Below are 20136 nucleotides of genomic sequence, written 5' to 3' on the forward strand. Positions count from 1 at the left end.
TTTAAGCCGCGATTAAATAAGACTCTCGTCCTACGTGTTTGTTATTGCGCTTAAACGAGCCTTTCCCTTTTTTAGCTTTAACCACTTGAGGTTTAAACACTTTAGAGGTTACTAGCGCCGCCAGCGCATTATGATTAATAACACCTCGGCCGGTGTCTACCGCACTATTATTTGCGGCTTTGGTTTTCGATTTTTTAGCCATTTTATTTCCTAACTATTTATAACAATAAGAACCTTAAGAAGTGGCGATTGTATGCCTAATTTTCAACCTTGCAAGTGTTTTAACGCTCTTTTTCATAATAAATAAACATAAAAAAAGCGCAGTAAATAACTGCGCTTAGTAACCTGAACACTGGATAATAAAATATGTTGGTATATCTCTTAACCAGAATTCAGGTTAAATAGGTTTAGCTCAATTAATTAAAATTCAAAGCTTACTTTTGCATAATAAGTTCGCCCGTCAAAGCCGTAAGGCAATGCACGTACAGGGTATTTAAACGCGCCGTTGGTAATAAAGTTAAGCACTTCGTCATCACCTAGTTCATCTGGGGTTTCATCAAAAATATTATCAGCCCCTACCGATACGTTAAATATTTCGTTAATTTGGTAGCTAACATTTAAATCCACTAGTACTGCTGATTCAACTGTACTAGTTGGCTTAAACGACCCCGTAGGCGAAAGCTCACCTGGTAAAGGGATGTGGTCATTACCAAAGTATTTAACGTCTGTTTCACCAAAGTAATTAAAGCGAAGCGTTGTTTCATACGCATCACGCTCATAGTCAAACGTTAAAGTTGCACGCTCACCTGGCTGGCCGTCGGTAAAAAAGCTACGTTGTAAATCATCAAACGCCACCGACTCAGGAATACCTTCTTCTGCGTTCACGTTATCAATTTTAGTGTCGTTTAAGTTACCCGCAAAGGTTACTCCAAAATTACCGCCCTCTACATCAGTACGGTAAGAGGCAATAATATCAACACCTTGTGTAGTTGAATCTACAGAGTTTGAAAAGTAATTAGCTTGCACTGCGCCGGTTGCTTGAAGCGCGGCTACGGCTTCATCGCTAAAGGCAACGTCCTCTGCAGAAAGTAAACTACCAAGCGTAATACGGTCTTTAATTTCTACACGGTAAAAATCAACCGTTAACGAAAGCTCACTTGTTACATCGTAAACAAAACCAGCACTGTAGTTAGTTGAGGTTTCAAGCTCTAGGCTATCTACACCTAACGCACTTGGAAAAGCAGTACCCGTATTTGCAGTGAACGACTGCGTAAGTGTGCCATCTGAGCCTAGGTTAGTTGTAAATGCGGTATAACCACTTTGCTGAAGCGATGGCGCTCTAAAACCAGTAGAAACCGCACCACGTACTGCAAAGTCATCGTTAAATTCATAACGTGTTGCTAATTTACCAATTAAATCATCGCCCGCATCTGAAAAGTCTTCATAGCGCAGTGCACCACTTACGTTCCATGCATCAGTGACCATGGTTTCTACATCTACATAAAACGCGTAGCTGTGGCGATCGCTCTTGTTTGTTGCCTCTGGGCGCAAACCGTTATAAGCCTGAAAACCACACTCAGCAAATTGATCAGGATCGTTTACTGAAGGGTACGAAGCATCGGTATTTGCTAAACCACATGCGTAAGAGGCTTCATCGCCAGGTACTATTTCGTAGTTTTCTTTACGGTATTCAGCACCAATAGTTACATATAAAGGCTCATTGCGGCCAATATCAACGATGCCGTTAAAATCAGCATTAACTGTTGTTTGATCAAATCTAAAACCACCAGAGTAACCGCCGCTTGGGCCTGCATTTGCTGCTATATCGGCATCGCTTGCATCTGGGTTATTAAATACGTACTCCGCCGCATAAGAGGCATTTATAGTATTACGTGAGGTAAAGTCGTATTGGTTTTCACCATACACTGCCGATACATCGTATCCCCAATCTGGGTTTATATCGCCTCTAAAACCAACCGCTACTGAAATATCTTCAGCTTCGTTATAAATGCGGGGTAAAAAACCATCGCTGTATACTTGCGTTACATTTTTAGACGCTTCGTTAAAGTTACGGTAAAAACCATTACCCAGCGCGGTACGCTCAGAATAGCCACCAAATGAGTACAATTCGCTGTCGCCCATTGGCAAAGCCATGTTGTAAAACAACGAGGTAAATTCACTTTCTGAGTTACCTTGGCCCCAACGTACATCTTCACTCAGCGTGCCTGGCTCAACATTTAACGACCCACCGGTATCGCGCTCTGCACGGTTAGTGCCATCGGCATCACGATACTCAAGCGATAAATTAATAAAGCCGCCTTCGTTACCTAAGTCAAAACCACGGTTTAAACCTGCAGAAAGCGTATCGCCGTCGCCTTCACTGGTGCCGCCGTACTGTACGTAACCCGTTGTTACGCCAGTTGAATTATTAAGCGATAAGTTAATTACGCCAGCTATCGCGTCAGAGCCATATTTAGCTGCTGCGCCATCGCGTAGTACTTCTACACCTTTAAGCGCAGTTAGCGGAATGGCGTTCATGTCGGTGCCGGCTGCGCCTGCACCTACAGTGCCGTTAAGGCCAAAAATAGATTGATTATGGCGGCGCTTACCGTTAACCAACACTAACGTTTGATCTGGCTGTAAGCCGCGCAGCGTTGCTGGTCTAAATAAATCAGAGCCATCAGATACTTGCGTACGAGAAAAGTTAAACGACGGGGCAGTAGCTTGCAGACTCTGCCCTAGTTCTGTAAAGCCGCCTTTGTTTAAATCATCAGCGTCTATTAAATCAATAGGTGACGAAGACTCAGTAGAGGTACGGTTAGAAACGCGCGACCCTAATACAGAAATTTGTTCGATATTTTGTGCAGCCTCAACAGGTGCTTCTTGAGCGCTTACGATGCTTGGTGCGCTTACGGCAAACGCAACAGCGGCAGCTAATGTATTTAAACGGTATGTTGACATGGTGACGACCCTGTTTAGTGTGTTCTTTAATATTTGTTATTGCGATGTAACGCATCGCACTGGGGAACATCCTAGCAACATATGCAAATAAAAAGAAATGAAAAAAACTAAATAATAGGTCTAACTATGCAAAAAAATGTAAATACAAAAAAATAACACTTAAACTTGTTCAAAACACATACAATTAAGGATTTTAATTTCAACCCTAAATTAAATTAACACTTTATTTACAATGGGTTTATCACGCTTTCTTGTACTTTTACGGGTAACCAACAACAAATGGTAGTACCTGTTCCTAAAGTACTGCTAACTTCTATTTTTCCGCCGTGATCTTGCAAAATAAAGTTAACAACGGTCATTCCTATTCCTAATGAGTGGGATGTTTTATGTGTAGTAAAAAAAGGCTTAAAAAGGTGCGCTTGGGTATTTTCATCCATTCCACAACCGTTATCTTTCACTTTTATACATACCCCCTTATTTTGCTGCGTTACGCTTAGTTCAATAATGGTGCCTTTTTCTAATTCATGTTCGCACGCTTGTTGAGCATTTAATAACAGCTCAACAAAAATTTGATGAATAGACGACAGCTCCCCCCAAATTAGCGGCACTTGCTCAAAATTAGTTTTTATTTCGCAGTATTTAAGCTGCCCTTGCAACACGCCTAAAGCAGAGCCTGCAACCTCGCTTACATCTAAATATTGCTTGTTATGGGTACTTGTAACTTGGCTAAGGTTTAATAAATTATGCACGGTTTGCTTTATGCGCTTTAAACCATCTAGGCTTTCGCTCAACTGAGAGTAAATTTCGTGTCCATTCCATGCTAGTTCGTATTGTTTTTTTAGATCCACCAACACGTTTTTAAATTGCCCTGCATTTAATTGGCCGGTTAAAAACTGCTCGTTATAATGAAGAGATTTTGATAAAAGAGGGCTAACATATTGCAAGCTTTCTATATTACTAATTACATACGAAAGCGGGTTATTTATTTCATGCGCAATACTGCAAGACAAAACACCCACACTTGCCATTTTGTCGGCCTGAACAAACATTTGCTGATACAAAGACAGCTCAGCAACGTTTTTGGTTAGTTCACCATTTAACACAACTAACAATTGGCTTTTATCGGCAAGCAGTTGCTCTGCGGCTATACGCTTTTGCTGCTCATCTAAAAAGGCTTGTTTGTAGTCGTCGGTTAAAGTGCTCATCCTATTCGCTCCATAAATACGCATCCATGTATAACGTTTAGTTTGCCATACGTAATTATGCAAACTAGGGGCAATTTTTAGGCTATGCTTATTATTTTAAAAGGTAGCACTATGACCAAACCAGCAGACGCTGCACATTCAATCACTGCCGTAGATGTACTTTGTGTTGATGACGACGAAATTGTTCTACGCTCACTAACCTCCTTATTAAAAAATAATAACTTTAGTTTTATGACCTGCAAAAGCCCAGTGCAAGCGCTTGAGCTTTTAAACAGCCACGAATTTAGCTTAATTATTAGCGACATGAAAATGCCCACCATGAATGGCGCGCAATTTTTAGAGCAAGCCCGTAACAAAGCTCCCGAAACACAACGTATTTTATTAACCGGTTACGCCGAAATAGAAACCACCCTAGCAGCGGTTAATCTGGCACAAATTAACGGCTACATACAAAAGCCATGGCAAAACGATATGCTTTTGCGCAGCATTAACGACAGCATCGAAAAATTTCAGCTAAAAAAACAAAACAAGCAACTCGAGCTGCAAGTAAAACAGCAAAACAAAGAGCTTCTCGAATTAAATAACTCATTAGAGCAACGAGTAGAAAAGCGTACAAAGCAAATTAAGCAGGTACTTAAACAGCTAGAAGATGCCAACGAGCGCGAAAAACACGAACACAAAGCCACCGTGGAGCTACTTTATAATTTTATAAACGCCAACCCATACTTAGATGGCAACAAAGCGCAAAAAATTGCCGACACCTGCACCCAAATAGCACTGTACTTAAACCTCTCGCAAAAAAGTATAGATTTAGCCCCCATGGCGGGTTACTTAGCGCAAATAGGTTTGCTTGCTATGGACCCAGAGCTCTATAAAAAGCCAGTGAGCCGGCTAAGCGAGCAACAGCGCAAAGCCTTTTATACACACCCAAGCACAGCACAATTAATGCTTATGCCTGCTATACATTTACATGATGTATCTGATGCAATTTATCATCAATATGAGCGCTTTAACGGTAACGGTTTACCAAAAGGATTAGCAGCAAACGACATCCCTATTGGCGCTATGGTGCTTAGCGTTGCTCGCGATTATTGGAACGCATTTGAACAAAGCCAAAGCCCCACAGACAAAGAGCGCCACAGCAATGCGCTCGAAAGCGTTAAAATGTACAGCGGCACTTTTTACCACCCTAAGATTGTGCGCGCACTAGAAGCAAGCCATAGCAAATTAAATGAGCAACTTAATAATGCGGGCTCTATTATTATATGCAGCGCTCAAGAGCTAAAAGCCAATATGGTTTTAGGCCATACGTTACACAGCCACAGCGGTATTATGTTGTTACCTAAAGGCCATGTGTTTGGTAAAAAATCCATCGAAAAACTACAGCAACTAGAAGCCAAAAAACCGACCCCATTTAGAATAATGGTAAAAAGCGCTAAATGAGTGATCTAAACTGTGGCTTTTTTCGTTACAATTACCGTAAATAAGCTAAACTAATTCAAACAGGTACCTGTTAATCTGGGTATAAATTTTAAACTGTTTAATACCAATCCGCTTAATTAAGTAATTTATTTTGAGGGTGGAAAAACGTGTAGATAGCTAGGCAAAAAAATTCGCTATTTAGTTGTTCTAAATGAGAGTTTTTTAACGCTGGTAGCGACACGTTTAGTCCCGCAGAATGATCAAGTAATATTGCGAATTGGTATCACATTGCTTTAAGGAGCACAGCGTGTCGCGATTTTCTGCAGTCACTGACAATCCCCACGACGGACGTTTTAATCAAAAAACGGGCATTTTACTTACCAACTTAGGCAGTCCAGACGCGCCCACTCCTGCGGCACTGCGTACCTACTTACGTGAATTTTTATCCGATCCGCGCATTGTAGAAATTCCACGTTTAGTGTGGATGATAATACTGCACGGTATAATTTTGCGTATTCGCCCTAAGCGCTCAGCAAAACTATACGAAAGCATTTGGACCGAAAACGGCTCGCCGCTAACACATATTACCCGCCTGCAACGCGACAAACTAAACGCGCTACTCCAAGAGCAAGGTTACACCAATACCGAAGTTGTTATGGCCATGCGTTACGGTAACCCTTCAATAGAGGCGGGCCTAGAAGAGCTGCGCGATAAAGGCCTAACGCGCATAATTGTACTACCGCTTTACCCGCAATATTCAAGCCCTACCACCGGCTCAACATTTGATGCCGTATCAAGAGTATTGCAAAAATGGCGCTGGGTGCCAGAGCTACACTTTGTAAATGGTTATCACAAAAACACCGCTTACATTGATTCATTAGCTAGCAGCATAAGTGAAGATTTAGAAAAAAACGGCATGCCACAAAAATTAGTTTTTTCATATCACGGTATGCCAAAGCTATTTTTAGATAGAGGCGATCCTTACCACTGCCTATGTTTGCAAACCACGCGTTTAGTGGTTGAAAAACTAGGCCTTGATAAAGATAAAGTAATTAGCACTTTTCAAAGCCGCTTTGGTAAAGCCGAATGGTTAAAGCCATACACCGACGCCACGCTTGCATCGTTACCTGATGAAAACATTACCGACGTTGCAATTTTAAGCCCTGCTTTTAGCGCCGACTGCTTAGAAACACTCGAAGAGCTTGAAGAAGAAAATCGCGAAATATTTGAAAACGCAGGCGGCGAAAAGTACCGCTATATTGCAGCCTTAAACGACAGAGACGATCACATCAACGCTTTATATGATGTGCTAAAACCAATGCTTTAAACGCATCTTAACGTAAAAAAGCGGTGTTAAATTTTAACACCGCTTTTTTAATTGTAAGGTAAGCATTTATTAAATGTCATAGCCACTATTTACGCGAGCAATAGCTCGTAGATAAAAACCAACGCATTCACAAAGAGGTTTAGAGGCGCTTCGCTTTTAGAAAAGTAACTAACATTTTTCGCGAGCAAGCTTCGCGCCTACCAACAAAATTAACACCGAGGTAAATTACCCTGTAGACGCGCAGCTTGCTGGCGTTTTAAAAGCAACGCTTTTACCTGCTAAACGTATTCGTTAACGTTTTTCTTTAACTTTTACGTGTGATCATCAACGTACAAACGCCGGCAATTATTCCCCAAAACGCAGAGCCCACCGAGAGCATGGTTAAATCAGATGCGGTCACCAAAAACGTAACTATTGCGGCCTCTGTGTATTGGGCTGAGCTTAAAGCTTGCTGCAAGCTATTAGCAATGGTGCCAAACAATGCAATACCCGCTAAGGCTAAAATTAATGCCTGGGGTAAACTTGCCACTAAACCAACAAGCGTTGCCGCGCAAAGTGCCATAACAATATAAAATACGCCTGCGGCAATACTTGCCCAATAGCGTTTATCGGGGCTTTTATCGGCCTCATCACTCATACAAATAGCAGCGGTAATAGCGGCTAAATTAATAGAGTACGTACCAAACGGGGCTGTTAAAATATTAATAAAACCAGTTACGTTAAGCGTAGCCGAAATAGGCGCTTTATAATTATGAGCCTTTAGTACAGCAATACCCGGTAAGTTTTGTGAGGTCATGGTCACTATATAAAGCGGTAAGCCAATACTTATACACGCTTGCAAGTTAAACACCGGTGCTATGTATGCAAACTCACTTATTTTCCAATGAATAGCGCCTGTATCAATATGCCCCATTTGCCACGCCAGTAGCACGCCTGCAACTAAAACGCTAAGCATGGCAAAACGCGCAAAAAATCGTTTTCCTAAAAAATACATAAGCACCATTAGGCCTATAACCAGTGGTAGCTCATTCATAAAATTAAATACATCTATACCAAAGGTGACCAATACGCCTGCCAGCATGGCACAGGCAAGTTCGCTCGGTATACGGTTCATTATTTTTTCAAACCAACCGGTAACCCCCGACACAAAAACCAATGTAGCGGCAAACATAAATGCACCAATGGCTTCGCCTAAATGGTAGCCCTGCGCGCTGGAAATAAGTAAAGCCGCCCCAGTGGTAGACCATGCAATTAAAACGGGCACTTTATAATAATACGACAACCCAATAGTGGTTATGCCCATTACCAGCCCTAGCATTAAAAGCCAGCTTGCGACTAAATCGGGCGTACCGCCAAGGGTTATAACAACTTGATAAATAAGCGCAATAGAACTTGAAAAACCAATAATAACAGCCACCAACCCTGCGGTTGCTCGATTAAGCAGCTGATCGGAAAACGCCATAAAATCCCTCTTAATTTTAGATTTTTAAGCCCTCAACATACGTTGCCTATTTACGCTTTGCAATTAGCGTTTACGCTATTAAGCGTGAAAAATATTCATTATTTTAAAATTTTTTTTACCTATAAAGATCACACCTTTCATTGCCAAATTAAAAACAAAAACAATTATTCGCTTACGCTTACACCCCGCTAAAACTCTATAAAAACCCATCCTTTTTAGCTCAAAAAATCAAACCCATTATAGGTAAATTGTTTATTTACAATTATTTACAATGTAAATAATTAGCACTTTTATACTACCACCACTAACTTGATCTAATTCTCTAGATGATATAAAACGTAACAATTAGTTAACTAAAAACCCCGTAAGAGAAACAAATGAAACGCGCTATTTTAATAATTGTTGCCCTTGGTCTATCTGCATTTGCTATTTATAAGCTGCTATTTAATACCGAAAAACCTCAGCAGGTAACGGCGCCTGTTGCAGTGGATATAGTGCCCGTTGACTCTCAATTTACAGCAAATAAAAAAGCACCACAGCCCATTGATATGAGTAAAGATCCCGTTAACGTAAAACCTAAAACCATTGAGGCACCAGCGAAAAGCAACCAGTTTGAGGCTATAAACAAGGTATCTGAAAAAGCTAAAGAGGTACTTACCAACGCCAACGTACTACCAAGCGATTTAAACAACGAAGCCTACATAGAGTTCGACCTAAATACGTTACACGCCCTTGAAGCTGGCGACTCGTTTGATATTTCAATCCCGCAAACCGTTGAAACCTACAGCGCCGAAATCACCTCGTTATCAGAGGCGAGTAATGGCGATAAAAGCATATTTGGCCAAGTTATTGGTGCCGATGGGCAACTACACACCACGGTTATGACCGTAGGAAACGATGCAATTTATGGGCAATTTACCGCACCTAGCGGCAATTACGTTTTTGAAAGTAAGGGTAAATATGGCTGGATTGCAGCAAAACGCGACTTATACCAAAACCACATAGAGCATCACGTAGATGCGCCCACACCAAAAACAGATAAAACCATAGATATGTTTGCCCCAAAAAAAACTGAACAACCCAACACGCAGTAACCCAACTAAATCAATCAGCAGTAAAACTTCCAACCACTACATAAGTAAGGAAATATAAAAATGAAAAAACTAATCACTACGGCAGCCATTGCCAGCGCGCTATTTGCAACCAGTGCAGCACAGGCAGTAACGATTGATATTGGTATTTTATATACCGACCAATCGGCCGCAGCTACGAGTAACATAAATACTAAAATAAACCAGCTGATCGCCTTTAGTAACCAGGTTTATAGCCAAAATGGGGTAGACATTACACTGCGTTTAGCGGGAACAGAAAACCTAGGCGATTACGCAATTACACCGTCTGAAGATTGGTTAGATGCAGTAACTAACAGCAGCTACGTAGATGGTTTACGCACTAGCTGGAAAGCCGACATGGTTGCAGTACTTGGTACCGGCCAAAGTGCGGGTAATGGTTTAATCTCGTGTGGTTTAGCTTGGGTTGGCCAAGGCACTAACGGTAATTTATACAGCTCGATGAGCGACCGTATGTACTCTATTACTGCTATTGATTGTGGCGCAACTACGTTTGTACACGAACTTGGTCATAACCAAGGCCTAGCGCACTCACGTAAACAAGGCGATACCTCGGGCGGCGTGTATGTTGATGGTATGGGCCACGGCGTACAAAACGAATTTGCCAGCATAATGGCCTACCCGCACGTTTACGGTAGCGCAACGCAGTACGATTACTTCTCTAACCCTAATTGGAGCGTAAATGGCTTAGCTTTTGGTGTAACTAACCAAGCGTATGCTATTCGTACGGTTACAGACACTAAAACAAGCATTGCTAACTTTAAGTAAGTGATTTAAAGCAGGCTGCATATAGCCCACTTATAATTATTTCCCTTTAGAGCGCATTTGCGCTCTTTTTTATTTAGCTTAGGGGCTCTTGTTCTTTCAAGGTTAAATCACTAAAAGCCTAAAAATGCGCAGCTAATTAATGCACTACTATTTTTTGTTTAATAGCAGGCATTAACGTTTTACCGTCACCATCTACTTTACTTAAAAGCTTAAGCCCCATTACTTTGGCAAGTACCGGGTAAATATCAAGATTATTTACCTTTTCAAGGCTTAGCCCTTGTTTAAAAGCAGGCCCAACTGCAATTAACGTAGCCGCCATATCATCGGTATAGGCATAGCCATGAGTACCTAAATACATTGCTTTGCCTTCGTTAGTAAATACCGCTGGCGCATTAGTTTGCACAACAATATCGCCCACACGAGTGCCCTTATTATAATGATACCCAGCTAATTGCTCGTCGTTTAATACCGTATAACGCCCGTTTTCGGCTTGTTGCAAACGTTGTTTGTAAGTTGTAATTTGCTCGCTTGTTACAGCAGGCTTTGCATAAATAAGTAACCGCGGGCCGGTATTTTTAACTATAAAATTATCGCTTTTAGGCAATGTAGAAACATCAATACTTTGCTCTGGGTTTACATGCGCCATACCGTGGTCGGATACAATAACAAGGTTAATCTCTTGCTCTAGCTTGCTTAAACGGGTTTGTAATTGGCCCATTAGTTCATCTAATTGTTTTACTGCATCGCGAGTTTGCGGTGCGTCTGGCCCAAACTCGTGGCCCATGCTATCAACAAGCGAAAAATAACTTGCTACAAAACGTGGGCGCTGCGCTTTAGGTAAGCTTAGCCACTGTATTATTTGATCAACACGGCCTTGGTACTCACTGTATTTAGAATAATGAAAGTAATAGTCGGGCGTCATACCGTTAAAGCGCGCATCCGACTCTGGCCAAAAATAAGTAGCCGACTTTAGCCCCTGCATTTTTGCTAAATTCCAAAGTGGAATGCCGTTTACCCACGTACTATCGCGCATGCCTTTACCCATGCTGTAGCACTCGTTTTTACGGGCTTTATCACAAAAGTTATTATCTACAATGCCATGATTTACCGGCAGCAACCCTGTAATAATAGAAATATGATTAGGAAACGTTTTTGTTGGGTAAACAGGCATTAGCTTTTGCGCGCGTACACCTTTAGTAGCCATTGCTTTTAAATTAGGCGCACCGTGTTTTTCTATATAATCCCAACGCATGCCATCTATTGATATAAGTACAACGGTTTGCTCTTTTGCCGCATATGCCGCTTGGCTGGTTAACACTAAAAGAGCCAACATCATTGCCTTTAAAAATACATACTTCATTATAAATACTCGCCTACATTAAAATGCGTTAAATACTGAAAAATATAGCTTTATAATACAATTGCCAGGCCTTAAATGATACAAGCACCTGTACCTAACTCGTCTAGATGTATATATTAACAAGTAAGTATTTAAAACGAATGACAACGCGCATTTACTTTGCCAGTCGTCACCACTAAGCAAGGAATCCGATGACTATCGACTTTAGTAAAAAAATAACCCCAGCGCGCATGTATCGCACGACTGCAAATTTACAAATGGCGATGGAAAGCGATCGCGGTCGTATAATTAACAGTGCAGCTATTCGTAGGCTGCAGCAAAAAACTCAGGTTTTCCCGCTAGAGCGAAACGCAGCGGTGCGCTCGCGCTTAACTCACTCACTAGAAGTACAGCAAGTTGGCCGTTTTATAGTACAGCGTATTTTTGCAAATTTAAGCTTTGAGCAACAAACCGAATTTGGCTTAAAAGGGCTAGAGCGCCCACTAGAAAGCCTAGTAGAAATGGCCTGCCTAATGCACGATATAGGCAACCCACCCTTTGGACATTTTGGCGAAGCTGCCATAAATCACTGGTTTAATAATAATTTAGCAAGTGTTACCCCAGCGCGCTGCCAAGAGCAAAATACCGGTATAGGGGTTATTTTTAAGCACCTAGCACACGATATTTGTAATTTTGAAGGCAACGCCCAAGGCATACGCATAATTCATTCGCTACTGGGGTTAAACTTAACTTATTGCCAAAGCGCGGGCATTTTAAAGTACACCCGCCCCGCGGGATTAAACCCAAAAGACATACCGCAAAATAAAAACTACTTAATGAAAAAAGTAGGTTACTACTACAGCGAAAAAACCTTTATAGAGGCATTGCAAAACGAGCTGGTTATAGAGCCATACTGCCGCCATCCGGCAAGTTACATTATGGAAGCCGCCGACGATATTTCGTATTGCTTAGCCGACATAGAAGACGCCGTAGAAAAAGACATAATAACCACCGAGCTACTTTGTCAGCAGCTAAAAAGTGAATATAAAAAAGCCCTTATAAACCTAACCATTGACGACACCGAACACCTAAACTTTGTAGATAAAGCGGTAGATTACGCACTAGAGCGCGCCAATGCACAGCCTTATAATTTTAACAGCGAATTTTTTATTTACCTGCGCGTGGCCTTGCTTCACCCGCTTGTAAATCACGCCGCAAAGCGTTTTATAGAGCACATTGAGCCTATTTACCACGGCGACTTTAACCAAGCCCTATTAGAAGATAGCAGCCACTTACACGCCGTTACTAAAACCCTTAAACAGGTGGCGCTTAAGCATGTGTTTTCTCACAAAGAGGTAGAAAAACTCGAACTACAAGGCTATCGCATAATTAACGGCCTGCTCGATTGTTATAAACCACTGCTACAACTTAACAGCGACGATTTTAAACGCGCATTAAATGGCGACTCACGATTATTAATCGAATCGCGTTTGGTTAAAAAGCTCTCTAAAAAGCACTTAAATAGTTATCAGCACGCCATAGATGCCATGCAAGAAGAGCCCGATCACTTTGCCGCTTACGAGTTTTACTATCGCTGTAGGCTAATTCAAGATTACATAAGTGGTATGACCGACCAATTTGCCTACGACGAGTACCGCAGCCTAATGGTGATTGATTAACGAGGGCGTGCTGTTGGGTGGTTTTTACTTATCTCACTAGATTACAAACCTAACGCCGCGATTTAACCCCCTTAGATTGAACAAATTTTCAATCCACAAAGGTCAACACTCCCTTAGTGCCTAGATATATTTTAATTTTGCGCTTAAAATCAGACTATTGATACTTAAGCGCCGTGTTTTATGATTATTAGACTCTCTCAACTTATTTTTTGCTTTGCTTTATTTTACAGCAACCAAAGTGCTGCCTATAACGAAGCCATGTGTATTTTAATTAAGCAAGAAATGCAGCAGTACAGTAATAATAAAGCCAGTGCTAAATACCGCAGCGCCGCACGCGATTTTAAAAGAAACTGTAATAAACCCAAGCAAGTACAAACAAAACCAAAACCAGTAGAGCCGCCAGTTGTTGAACAAGAGCCACAACCACTTGCCCTTACCCCCGAGCAAGAACAACAACTGCTTGAGCAAATAACTGCGGCCGAAAAAGCTATAAAACAAAGCGCAAGTAAAGCAACTACAAGCTCTCAGCCTACAAATCAAATAAGCCAGCAAAGCTCAGAAGTTAACGAGCCAGAGACTGCGCCAATTAATACAGGAAAGGATGCGCCAAGCACACCTAAGGGTGAACTTGCGCCTAATAGCAGCGAGTTAACACCTACAACTAGCCAAGCGCAGCCGGTAGCCACTGAAACCGCCCCAAAAGCAGCGCCTAAAATAGAGCCTAAAAAAGAGCAGCCAACGGTTAATACAACGCCCAAACCCGCACCTGCACTTATACCTGCGCCAGTTGCAGAGCCCCCAAGTTCATTATTGCTACCAAGTTTGCTACTGCTTATTGTGGTATTAATTGGCGCCATGGTGGTTATACGTTTACGCCGCGCTAAACAAAATAAGCCCGAGCCGCCTGTTGCTCCACCGGCTACAGCCCCAACTAAAGCGATGACTAAAAACAACAAAAGCGAAGAGCAAGCAGCACCACCCAAAACGGCTCCAGCCCCAAGTGATGAGCTTTCAAAACCAGTTGTGCCAACGGTTTCGGCCCCGAGCGAGCCAGAGCCTGCAAGCTCTAATGCACCAAAAAACGAGACAATTAACGAGCCATTGCCTGCCAATACGCAAGCCACAGAGGCTGAGCCAGAACAAGCTAAACCAGAAGAAGATGCACCGGCACTTGAACCTAAAAAAGTAGCGCCAGAGCCAAACACCGCAGAGTTTGAAGCTGCCGCAAAAAATACATTAGCGCGTATTCAAAATGCAAAAGGCTTTGCAGAGCCCGAAGTAAGAGAGTTTAACCCAGACGCACCTTCGGTTAAGCGCACGCGTAAACACAAAGCCGCCGCGGTAGAACAGCCAAAAGCAGAGCCCGTTGAAGAAGTAAAACCACAAGAGTCTACTCTTATAAACGAACCGGCTGCGCCTAGTAACCCTGTCACTGAGCCTAATACCAGCGCGCATCTGCATACAGCCGATAAAAACAGCGAGCTTGATCAAACCACGTTAAATAGCGAACACGACTTTAAAGAGCCCGAAATTCGCACCTACAATCCAGATGCGCCTTTAAAACCAAGTAAAGAGCCTGCACAATCTACAGTTTCAGCAAAACCAAATAACGAACTCACGTTAGATGCGCCAATATCAACAGCTCACGAACCACAGCCAGCTCAAGAAAAGCCAGCGCAACCAGAGGCCGATAGTACGCCCAAGCAAAGTGATTCTAGCAACCCATTTGCAAACCTTTCGCTAGATGAAAGCTGGGACCCAAATTCAGATAAAAAGCCCGTGATTGAGGAAAAAAAGAAAACGCCTAAATCACAAGCCTTAATAGAGGCAGAAGAACGCGCTAAAAACATGCAAACAAAAGAATAGCCGAGCAAATAAGCTTGATATTATTGCTCTAAACAAATAATTTTTAACGCAGCAAGTACCTGCTATTTAAAGATAAAATTGCTATTACTCAATTACCAGCACAAAAAAGCGGCCACACGGCCGCTTTGTCGTTTAAAAGTATAGAATTGTATTAATGCGCTTAATTAAGCGAGCTATTTTAAGTATGGATTTAAGACTGAGAAAACGTTTTATTGCTACAAAAAATGCCTTGTTTAGTTGTTATAACTAACTAGTTGTACATTGCTGTACTTTTAGCATTTTTGTATTTGTAACTCAGCTAGCGCCAAGTTTAACGGCTCAAAATAATTAACTATTATTACACTTAGTATTATTCGGGGGGCATGTTTTTAATATTTAAATCGTATTGTAAAATACCATCGTTATTAACCGCCACACCCGCTAATTGCACAGAGTGATTGGCAAACTCTTCAGACGCCGATAAATGCGCTAACACGCCAGCTATATCCTCGTGTTTAGGTTGCCCGTCGGTTGCCACAATACCTGCATTACAATCGTTTTGCTTACACTCAAAGCTGTATAAAAATAGCGACTTTTCAGCAAAGCTGCTTTGCACTTTATCTAAAAACACTTGCTCTGACTGTGCTAAATCAAGCGTACTTTCAATTTGAGCAGCGCTTTCTAGCTCAGAGTATTCACCCACTTCTTGGGGAGTAATCACTATTTGCTCGGTAAGTGCAGTGCCTTCTTTATTAGTTACATCGTGGCTACTTTGCATTGCTTGTATATCTACCACCAGAGGTTGAGCAGGCTGCACAGCCGTGGTGTTAGTTATTGAGTTGGGTAGATTATTTTGAGCCAAGGCGGTCAAATCGTTTTTAAACACGTACAAAGTTGCAGCAGTGATAGCGCATGCAATGAGTAATTTGTTCATAATACTTCCCTCCTTCAACCAATTTACGCAATACAATTAAGTGAAATGCTTTTTAAGTGTAGCCAATGTTAATATTATGTTTTGTTTGGGTGTGTACTGTCAATCTTTAATACTAGACAGTGCAAATTAAAAGAACAATTTTATCAATGTTAATATTTAATGAACCACTGGTAAGCTCAGCGCGCCACATTATAATGCTAGCAATAGCTACACGCTCATTTTGCAACCAGGCAGTGCGTTATTTATTTGTAACAAGCTGTAAAAAGCAGCTCTTTTTATGACCACACCCCAAGCAAAAAGTTTGCGTTTATTGTTACTAAAACTTAAATAAAATTACCCAAAGTAAATAACCGCATAATTAAAACCGCACACAGCAGCTTTAATTTGCTAAAAGATGCAAAGATTACATAAAGAAAGGCACTAACATGTAGGCGCGAAACTTACTCGCACAAAATGACAGGAGCGTACCTCGCGTTTGGTATGAAATTTTTCGCGGCATATAAAGCCGCTGCTACTAGTTAATTGCACCACAAAGGGCACAGAGGCGCTACGCGCCTACACGAAGAAAACACAGGAATAAGTAAGTCACTTCTCCTGCTCTTCTCGGTGGTGACATAATCACTTTTGAACAGAACCAATGCGCGTCTACCACTAAATTAAAATACTGTTTTGTAGAGCGAATTCTTACTTATGTGATCATTTATTAAATCACTTATGCTCTAGCTCTAAAAGCGCAGCGTCTCTTAACCTCTTTGTGAATAATTGGCTTAACTTGTCTTTCACCACCGAGGGCACAGAGGCGCTTAGCGCTACACAGAGAAAATACGGGGGTTAATTGGTCACTTATCACTGGTGACATAATCACTTTTGAACAGAACCAATGCGCGCCTACAAAGTTAAATTTTACGCTGACGTGGATGTGGTGCGTAGGCGCGATTTTATATCGCGCTTGTAAACGTCGGGCTTGCTCACGTTAGAAACGCAGCTTCTCATTACTTAAAAAATTAACACCGTAAAAGCCCTGCTTTTAAACGAAAGCAATGTGCGTCTACAAGGTTACACCAAGATTTGCTGTTAGCACTCGATGTAGGCGCGAAGCTTGCTCGCGCTCTGTATTTTTAGTTCCCTATGTCGCGTTGGTGATGGCGTTGGCGTTGGCGTTGGCGTTGGCAACCAAGGGGCGCAAACGCATCAGAGCGCGCAAGGTAACTTTTACCATAATTAAACTCACCTCGGCCAGTTTGTGGATTTAACTTAAAAAAACCACAAATTATGGGGCTGTCTTCTAAACCGTCAATAAATACATAAGCTTCAGAAGTCATCGTTAATCACCTGAGTTTTATTGCTTTTACGCTGTCTTGCATTATAACCGCCCACATCTGCGGCTAGCTCGTTAATTTCATCCAGCAATGAGCCTTGCAATTGAAGAACAACAAGGGCTTCAAACAATATATCGCTTTTTACTACCTCTCCTTGTTCAAGCTTTTGTACCGTGGAGCGAGATACACCAATCATCTTAGCGAACGTGCTCTGGGTATAAAGTAAAGTTCGATGCTGACGAATTAAATCACCCAAGCGACGCGCCAACTTTAATGCTTGTTCAGATCTCATAAATGACTACCTAATCGGTCATTAATAAACTAATGATTAGTTTAGCGGTATTTATTATGATTGCAATATTATTTAATTAGAGACGTAATGAGTTTTGGGTAGCGGCGTTCAAGCTTACCTTAGGGGCGAAGCTTGCTCACGTTAGAGGCGCAGCTTCTCATAACTTAATAAATTAACACCGTAAAAGCCTAGCTTTTAAACGAAAGCAATGCGCGTCTAACAAAACAAGCTAAAAATTATGTGGCTTAAATGGCGTTTTTAACCATTTTGAATAGTCATGATTAAACGCAGGAAACTGTTTAAATAACATCGCGTTTAATTGATCTTTCGAAAGCTTGTTACAGGGATTTGTCTGCTCTGCCAGCATAATATTTTTAAGTAATACTCTGCCTGATTGGGTATCCATTAAAAAATAAATTGCAGCCCAGCTACTAGCGTAAAGTATACTGCTGTCGCCTTTTTGCCACGTATTATTTAACCCGGTTAACCGATTAAGTCTGAACACGTTTTTAGTAAGCTTATTATTACGTACCCAGGTTTGATTTGGCTCTACAATAGCAGTTTGCATATTGTTATGGGTAAACTCAAAATACTCAGCAACCCCTTCATTTAACCACCTAGGCGTGTACCCTAAAACTGCTTTATTAATAGCATGCACTGCTTCGTGCACTGCCGTTCTCATGGTGTTTTTTTCGCCACTAAAATTAATAAACGCAGAGTTAGTTGCATGAAAATACATTCCTGCTGTATTTTCTGGGTTGCCGCCATTGTTCCTAATAGCGGCGTTATAAGCCCTACGGTTAGGTAATACAGTTAAGTTTAGTTTTACCTTTTTTAGAGCATGCGCACCAATAATTTGTCCATACACCTTAAATACTGTATTGAGTTTTACTTGTAGCTTTTGGTTAAATGAAGGCGGTAAATTTGGCGTGTTTAAATTAAGGTCAAAATAATCCAGTGGCTCAGAAAAATTACTCTCGTACGTTGCAACAGCAAAGCTAGGCTTGGTATCGCTAAAATGTGCAATACCTGCCTTGTCGGTCCAAGTGTATATAGCACCGTTACGCTTATATTTTACGTCGCCTAAAGATACATCTGTACATTGTGTTTTATCTGCTTGAGGCGAGTGATTACGCGCAGGCACAAAAGAGCTGCTGCCCGCCGGCGTTTTTACAGAGTTTACGGGTTGTACTTTAACTAAAGGCTTACTTGGCTGAGTTACGTTTAAATCGTTATAAATACGCTTAACTTCACCTATCGGGTCGTGATAATTAAACACCCGCCCTGTAAAATGATTAGCAATAAGCGCTGAGGCAATAAGCATTACAACAAACATAAATACTATGCGAAGCTTAGTATTAAACATAGTTACGGGCGCCCCTGCCATTGGGTCTCAAATACTTGCTTTTGCGCTACTCTATACTCGCTACACCAAACAAAATCGCTTGTCTCCATCCCTTTTTTACGACACCGCTTAGGCAATCTATAAAATTTAGACCACGCCTCAAGCTTAGCTTTGTTTTTATAGCTGGTACTGTGCAAGGTCATGTTTGATACCTTTTGATTAAGTAACCAGTTGGTGTTCGCCGAATGTGTAGCATGTGGGCGGTATGAGTTATTACTCTTTTTAAGTTTATTACAGTGCTTTGCCAATTGGGTAAATAACACTTTGTCGCGAGCAGTTAATCGCTCACCTTTTTTAATGCTATAACCCTGCCTAAATTGAGAGCGAATAGATTCACGCTCCTTTTCTATGCTTTCGCACTTACTTTGCGTGTAGGCCTCGCCTGCATATGAGTACGTTGAAATAAAAATAAGCAAAACTAAAATCCATTTAATCATTATTCACTCCTTTAAATAACACCTCAAATAAGTGTACCTATTTAAGGTTAGCAGTGCATTAAATATTGCCCCTGTTTTGCTTCATTAGTACTTAATATTCAGGAGAAATTAGCCGCAGAGTTGGCTCAAGCTAAATGGTCGATGGTTAATTTGTCTTGTAGACGTAGAGCTTGCTCACGTCAGAAGCGTAGCTTCTCATTACTTAATAAATTAACACCGTAAAAGCCCTGCTTTTAAAACGCCAACAAGTTGCGCGTCTACAGGTTATATCAAAGTGTTCTGTTAAAACTCGGCGTAAGCGCGAAGCTTGCTCGCGCTAAAAGCAGAGCTTTTGAAATAATACAAACAGTTCATAAATATCGCGTTGGCGATGGCAACCAAAGAGAAGTAACCGCCGACTTCTCTTTGGAATCTCTCGGCGCCCCGAGGATCACACTATCTCCTCAATTTAAATTAATGATATGGACGTAAACGCGATGAAACACGTCCGTGTGTAAGCATCACTTAACGCGCATCCATGCGCTGCTATTACTCATCACTAATTCAATTTCGGGTGTGATCACGGGGGAGTGGCCTAAGCATCAGCCTTCAATTCAATAATGAGTTAATGC

At 41.5% G+C, this 20136-nt stretch carries 15 protein-coding genes and 1 pseudogene; 6 read left to right on the top strand and 10 right to left on the bottom strand.

Features of this window, described 5'->3' with window-relative positions; translation table 11 throughout:
* Nucleotide 1 precedes the first annotated feature (1 nt).
* From arfA to MTF64_RS00240, 3 genes are all read right to left on the bottom strand, one after another.
* Nucleotides 2-202 carry an alternative ribosome rescue factor ArfA gene (arfA, locus tag MTF64_RS00230; protein WP_024032961.1) on the bottom strand — a complete coding sequence of 67 codons (201 nt, stop codon included), beginning with the start codon at nucleotides 200-202 and terminating at the stop codon, nucleotides 2-4.
* A 218-nt stretch (nucleotides 203-420) separates the two neighbouring features.
* Nucleotides 421-2961 (bottom strand): TonB-dependent receptor, encoded by a 2541-nt coding sequence (locus MTF64_RS00235; RefSeq protein ID WP_054982085.1) that lies wholly within the window; start codon nucleotides 2959-2961, stop codon nucleotides 421-423.
* 227 nt (nucleotides 2962-3188) lie between these two features.
* Complete coding sequence (locus tag MTF64_RS00240) at nucleotides 3189-4166, bottom strand: ATP-binding protein (RefSeq protein ID WP_248450058.1); 978 nt, start codon at nucleotides 4164-4166, stop codon at nucleotides 3189-3191.
* A gap of 111 nt (nucleotides 4167-4277) precedes the next feature.
* Here MTF64_RS00240 and MTF64_RS00245 point away from each other — a divergent pair, with 111 nt between their 5' ends.
* Both MTF64_RS00245 and hemH read left to right on the top strand, forming a co-directional pair.
* Nucleotides 4278-5609: an HD domain-containing phosphohydrolase gene (locus tag MTF64_RS00245; protein ID WP_248450059.1), complete on the top strand. Its 1332-nt coding sequence runs from the start codon at nucleotides 4278-4280 to the stop codon at nucleotides 5607-5609.
* 286 nt (nucleotides 5610-5895) lie between these two features.
* Complete coding sequence (gene hemH, locus MTF64_RS00250; RefSeq protein ID WP_004589664.1) at nucleotides 5896-6915, top strand: ferrochelatase; 1020 nt, start codon at nucleotides 5896-5898, stop codon at nucleotides 6913-6915.
* Between the two features lie 304 nt (nucleotides 6916-7219).
* Here hemH and MTF64_RS00255 read toward each other — a convergent pair whose 3' ends face one another.
* Complete coding sequence (locus tag MTF64_RS00255) at nucleotides 7220-8377, bottom strand: benzoate/H(+) symporter BenE family transporter (protein WP_248450060.1); 1158 nt, start codon at nucleotides 8375-8377, stop codon at nucleotides 7220-7222.
* A 377-nt stretch (nucleotides 8378-8754) separates the two neighbouring features.
* Here MTF64_RS00255 and MTF64_RS00260 point away from each other — a divergent pair, with 377 nt between their 5' ends.
* Nucleotides 8755-9471: a hypothetical protein gene (locus MTF64_RS00260; RefSeq protein ID WP_248450061.1), complete on the top strand. Its 717-nt coding sequence runs from the start codon at nucleotides 8755-8757 to the stop codon at nucleotides 9469-9471.
* Nucleotides 9472-9531: 60 nt separating this feature from the next.
* The gene (locus tag MTF64_RS00265; RefSeq protein WP_004589607.1) at nucleotides 9532-10275 is read left to right on the top strand and encodes a zinc-dependent metalloprotease family protein; all 744 of its coding nucleotides are present in this window, start codon (nucleotides 9532-9534) and stop codon (nucleotides 10273-10275) included.
* A 136-nt stretch (nucleotides 10276-10411) separates the two neighbouring features.
* Here the strand turns inward: MTF64_RS00265 and MTF64_RS00270 are convergent, their stop codons facing one another.
* Nucleotides 10412-11635 (bottom strand): ectonucleotide pyrophosphatase/phosphodiesterase, encoded by a 1224-nt coding sequence (locus MTF64_RS00270; protein WP_248450062.1) that lies wholly within the window; start codon nucleotides 11633-11635, stop codon nucleotides 10412-10414.
* Nucleotides 11636-11826: 191 nt separating this feature from the next.
* Here MTF64_RS00270 and dgt point away from each other — a divergent pair, with 191 nt between their 5' ends.
* A complete protein-coding gene (gene dgt / locus MTF64_RS00275; protein WP_248450063.1) occupies nucleotides 11827-13293 on the top strand; it encodes a dGTPase in 1467 nt (488 codons plus the stop codon).
* Nucleotides 13294-13473: 180 nt separating this feature from the next.
* Nucleotides 13474-15159: a cell surface protein gene (locus MTF64_RS00280; RefSeq protein WP_248450064.1), complete on the top strand. Its 1686-nt coding sequence runs from the start codon at nucleotides 13474-13476 to the stop codon at nucleotides 15157-15159.
* A gap of 349 nt (nucleotides 15160-15508) precedes the next feature.
* On the opposite strand, the gene MTF64_RS00285 is transcribed toward MTF64_RS00280, so the two are convergent.
* The 5 genes and pseudogenes from MTF64_RS00285 to MTF64_RS00305 form a co-directional block, all read right to left on the bottom strand.
* A complete protein-coding gene (locus tag MTF64_RS00285) occupies nucleotides 15509-16072 on the bottom strand; it encodes a hypothetical protein (RefSeq protein WP_248450065.1) in 564 nt (187 codons plus the stop codon).
* A 1181-nt stretch (nucleotides 16073-17253) separates the two neighbouring features.
* Nucleotides 17254-17394: pseudogene (locus tag MTF64_RS00290) on the bottom strand (type II toxin-antitoxin system HipA family toxin); the annotation flags it as partial.
* Nucleotides 17384-17683 (bottom strand): helix-turn-helix transcriptional regulator, encoded by a 300-nt coding sequence (locus MTF64_RS00295; RefSeq protein ID WP_004589614.1) that lies wholly within the window; start codon nucleotides 17681-17683, stop codon nucleotides 17384-17386. The pseudogene MTF64_RS00290 and the gene MTF64_RS00295, both read right to left, overlap by 11 nt.
* Nucleotides 17684-17912: 229 nt before the next feature.
* A complete protein-coding gene (locus MTF64_RS00300) occupies nucleotides 17913-19049 on the bottom strand; it encodes a DUF1570 domain-containing protein (RefSeq protein ID WP_248450067.1) in 1137 nt (378 codons plus the stop codon).
* A gap of 2 nt (nucleotides 19050-19051) precedes the next feature.
* On the bottom strand, nucleotides 19052-19525 hold the full coding sequence (locus tag MTF64_RS00305) for a hypothetical protein (RefSeq protein WP_248450068.1): 474 nt from the start codon (nucleotides 19523-19525) through the stop codon (nucleotides 19052-19054).
* Nucleotides 19526-20136: the final 611 nt, after the last annotated feature.

The sequence above is a fragment of the Pseudoalteromonas sp. 2CM41L genome, assembly GCF_023161905.1.
Taxonomy (GTDB): domain Bacteria; phylum Pseudomonadota; class Gammaproteobacteria; order Enterobacterales; family Alteromonadaceae; genus Pseudoalteromonas; species Pseudoalteromonas atlantica.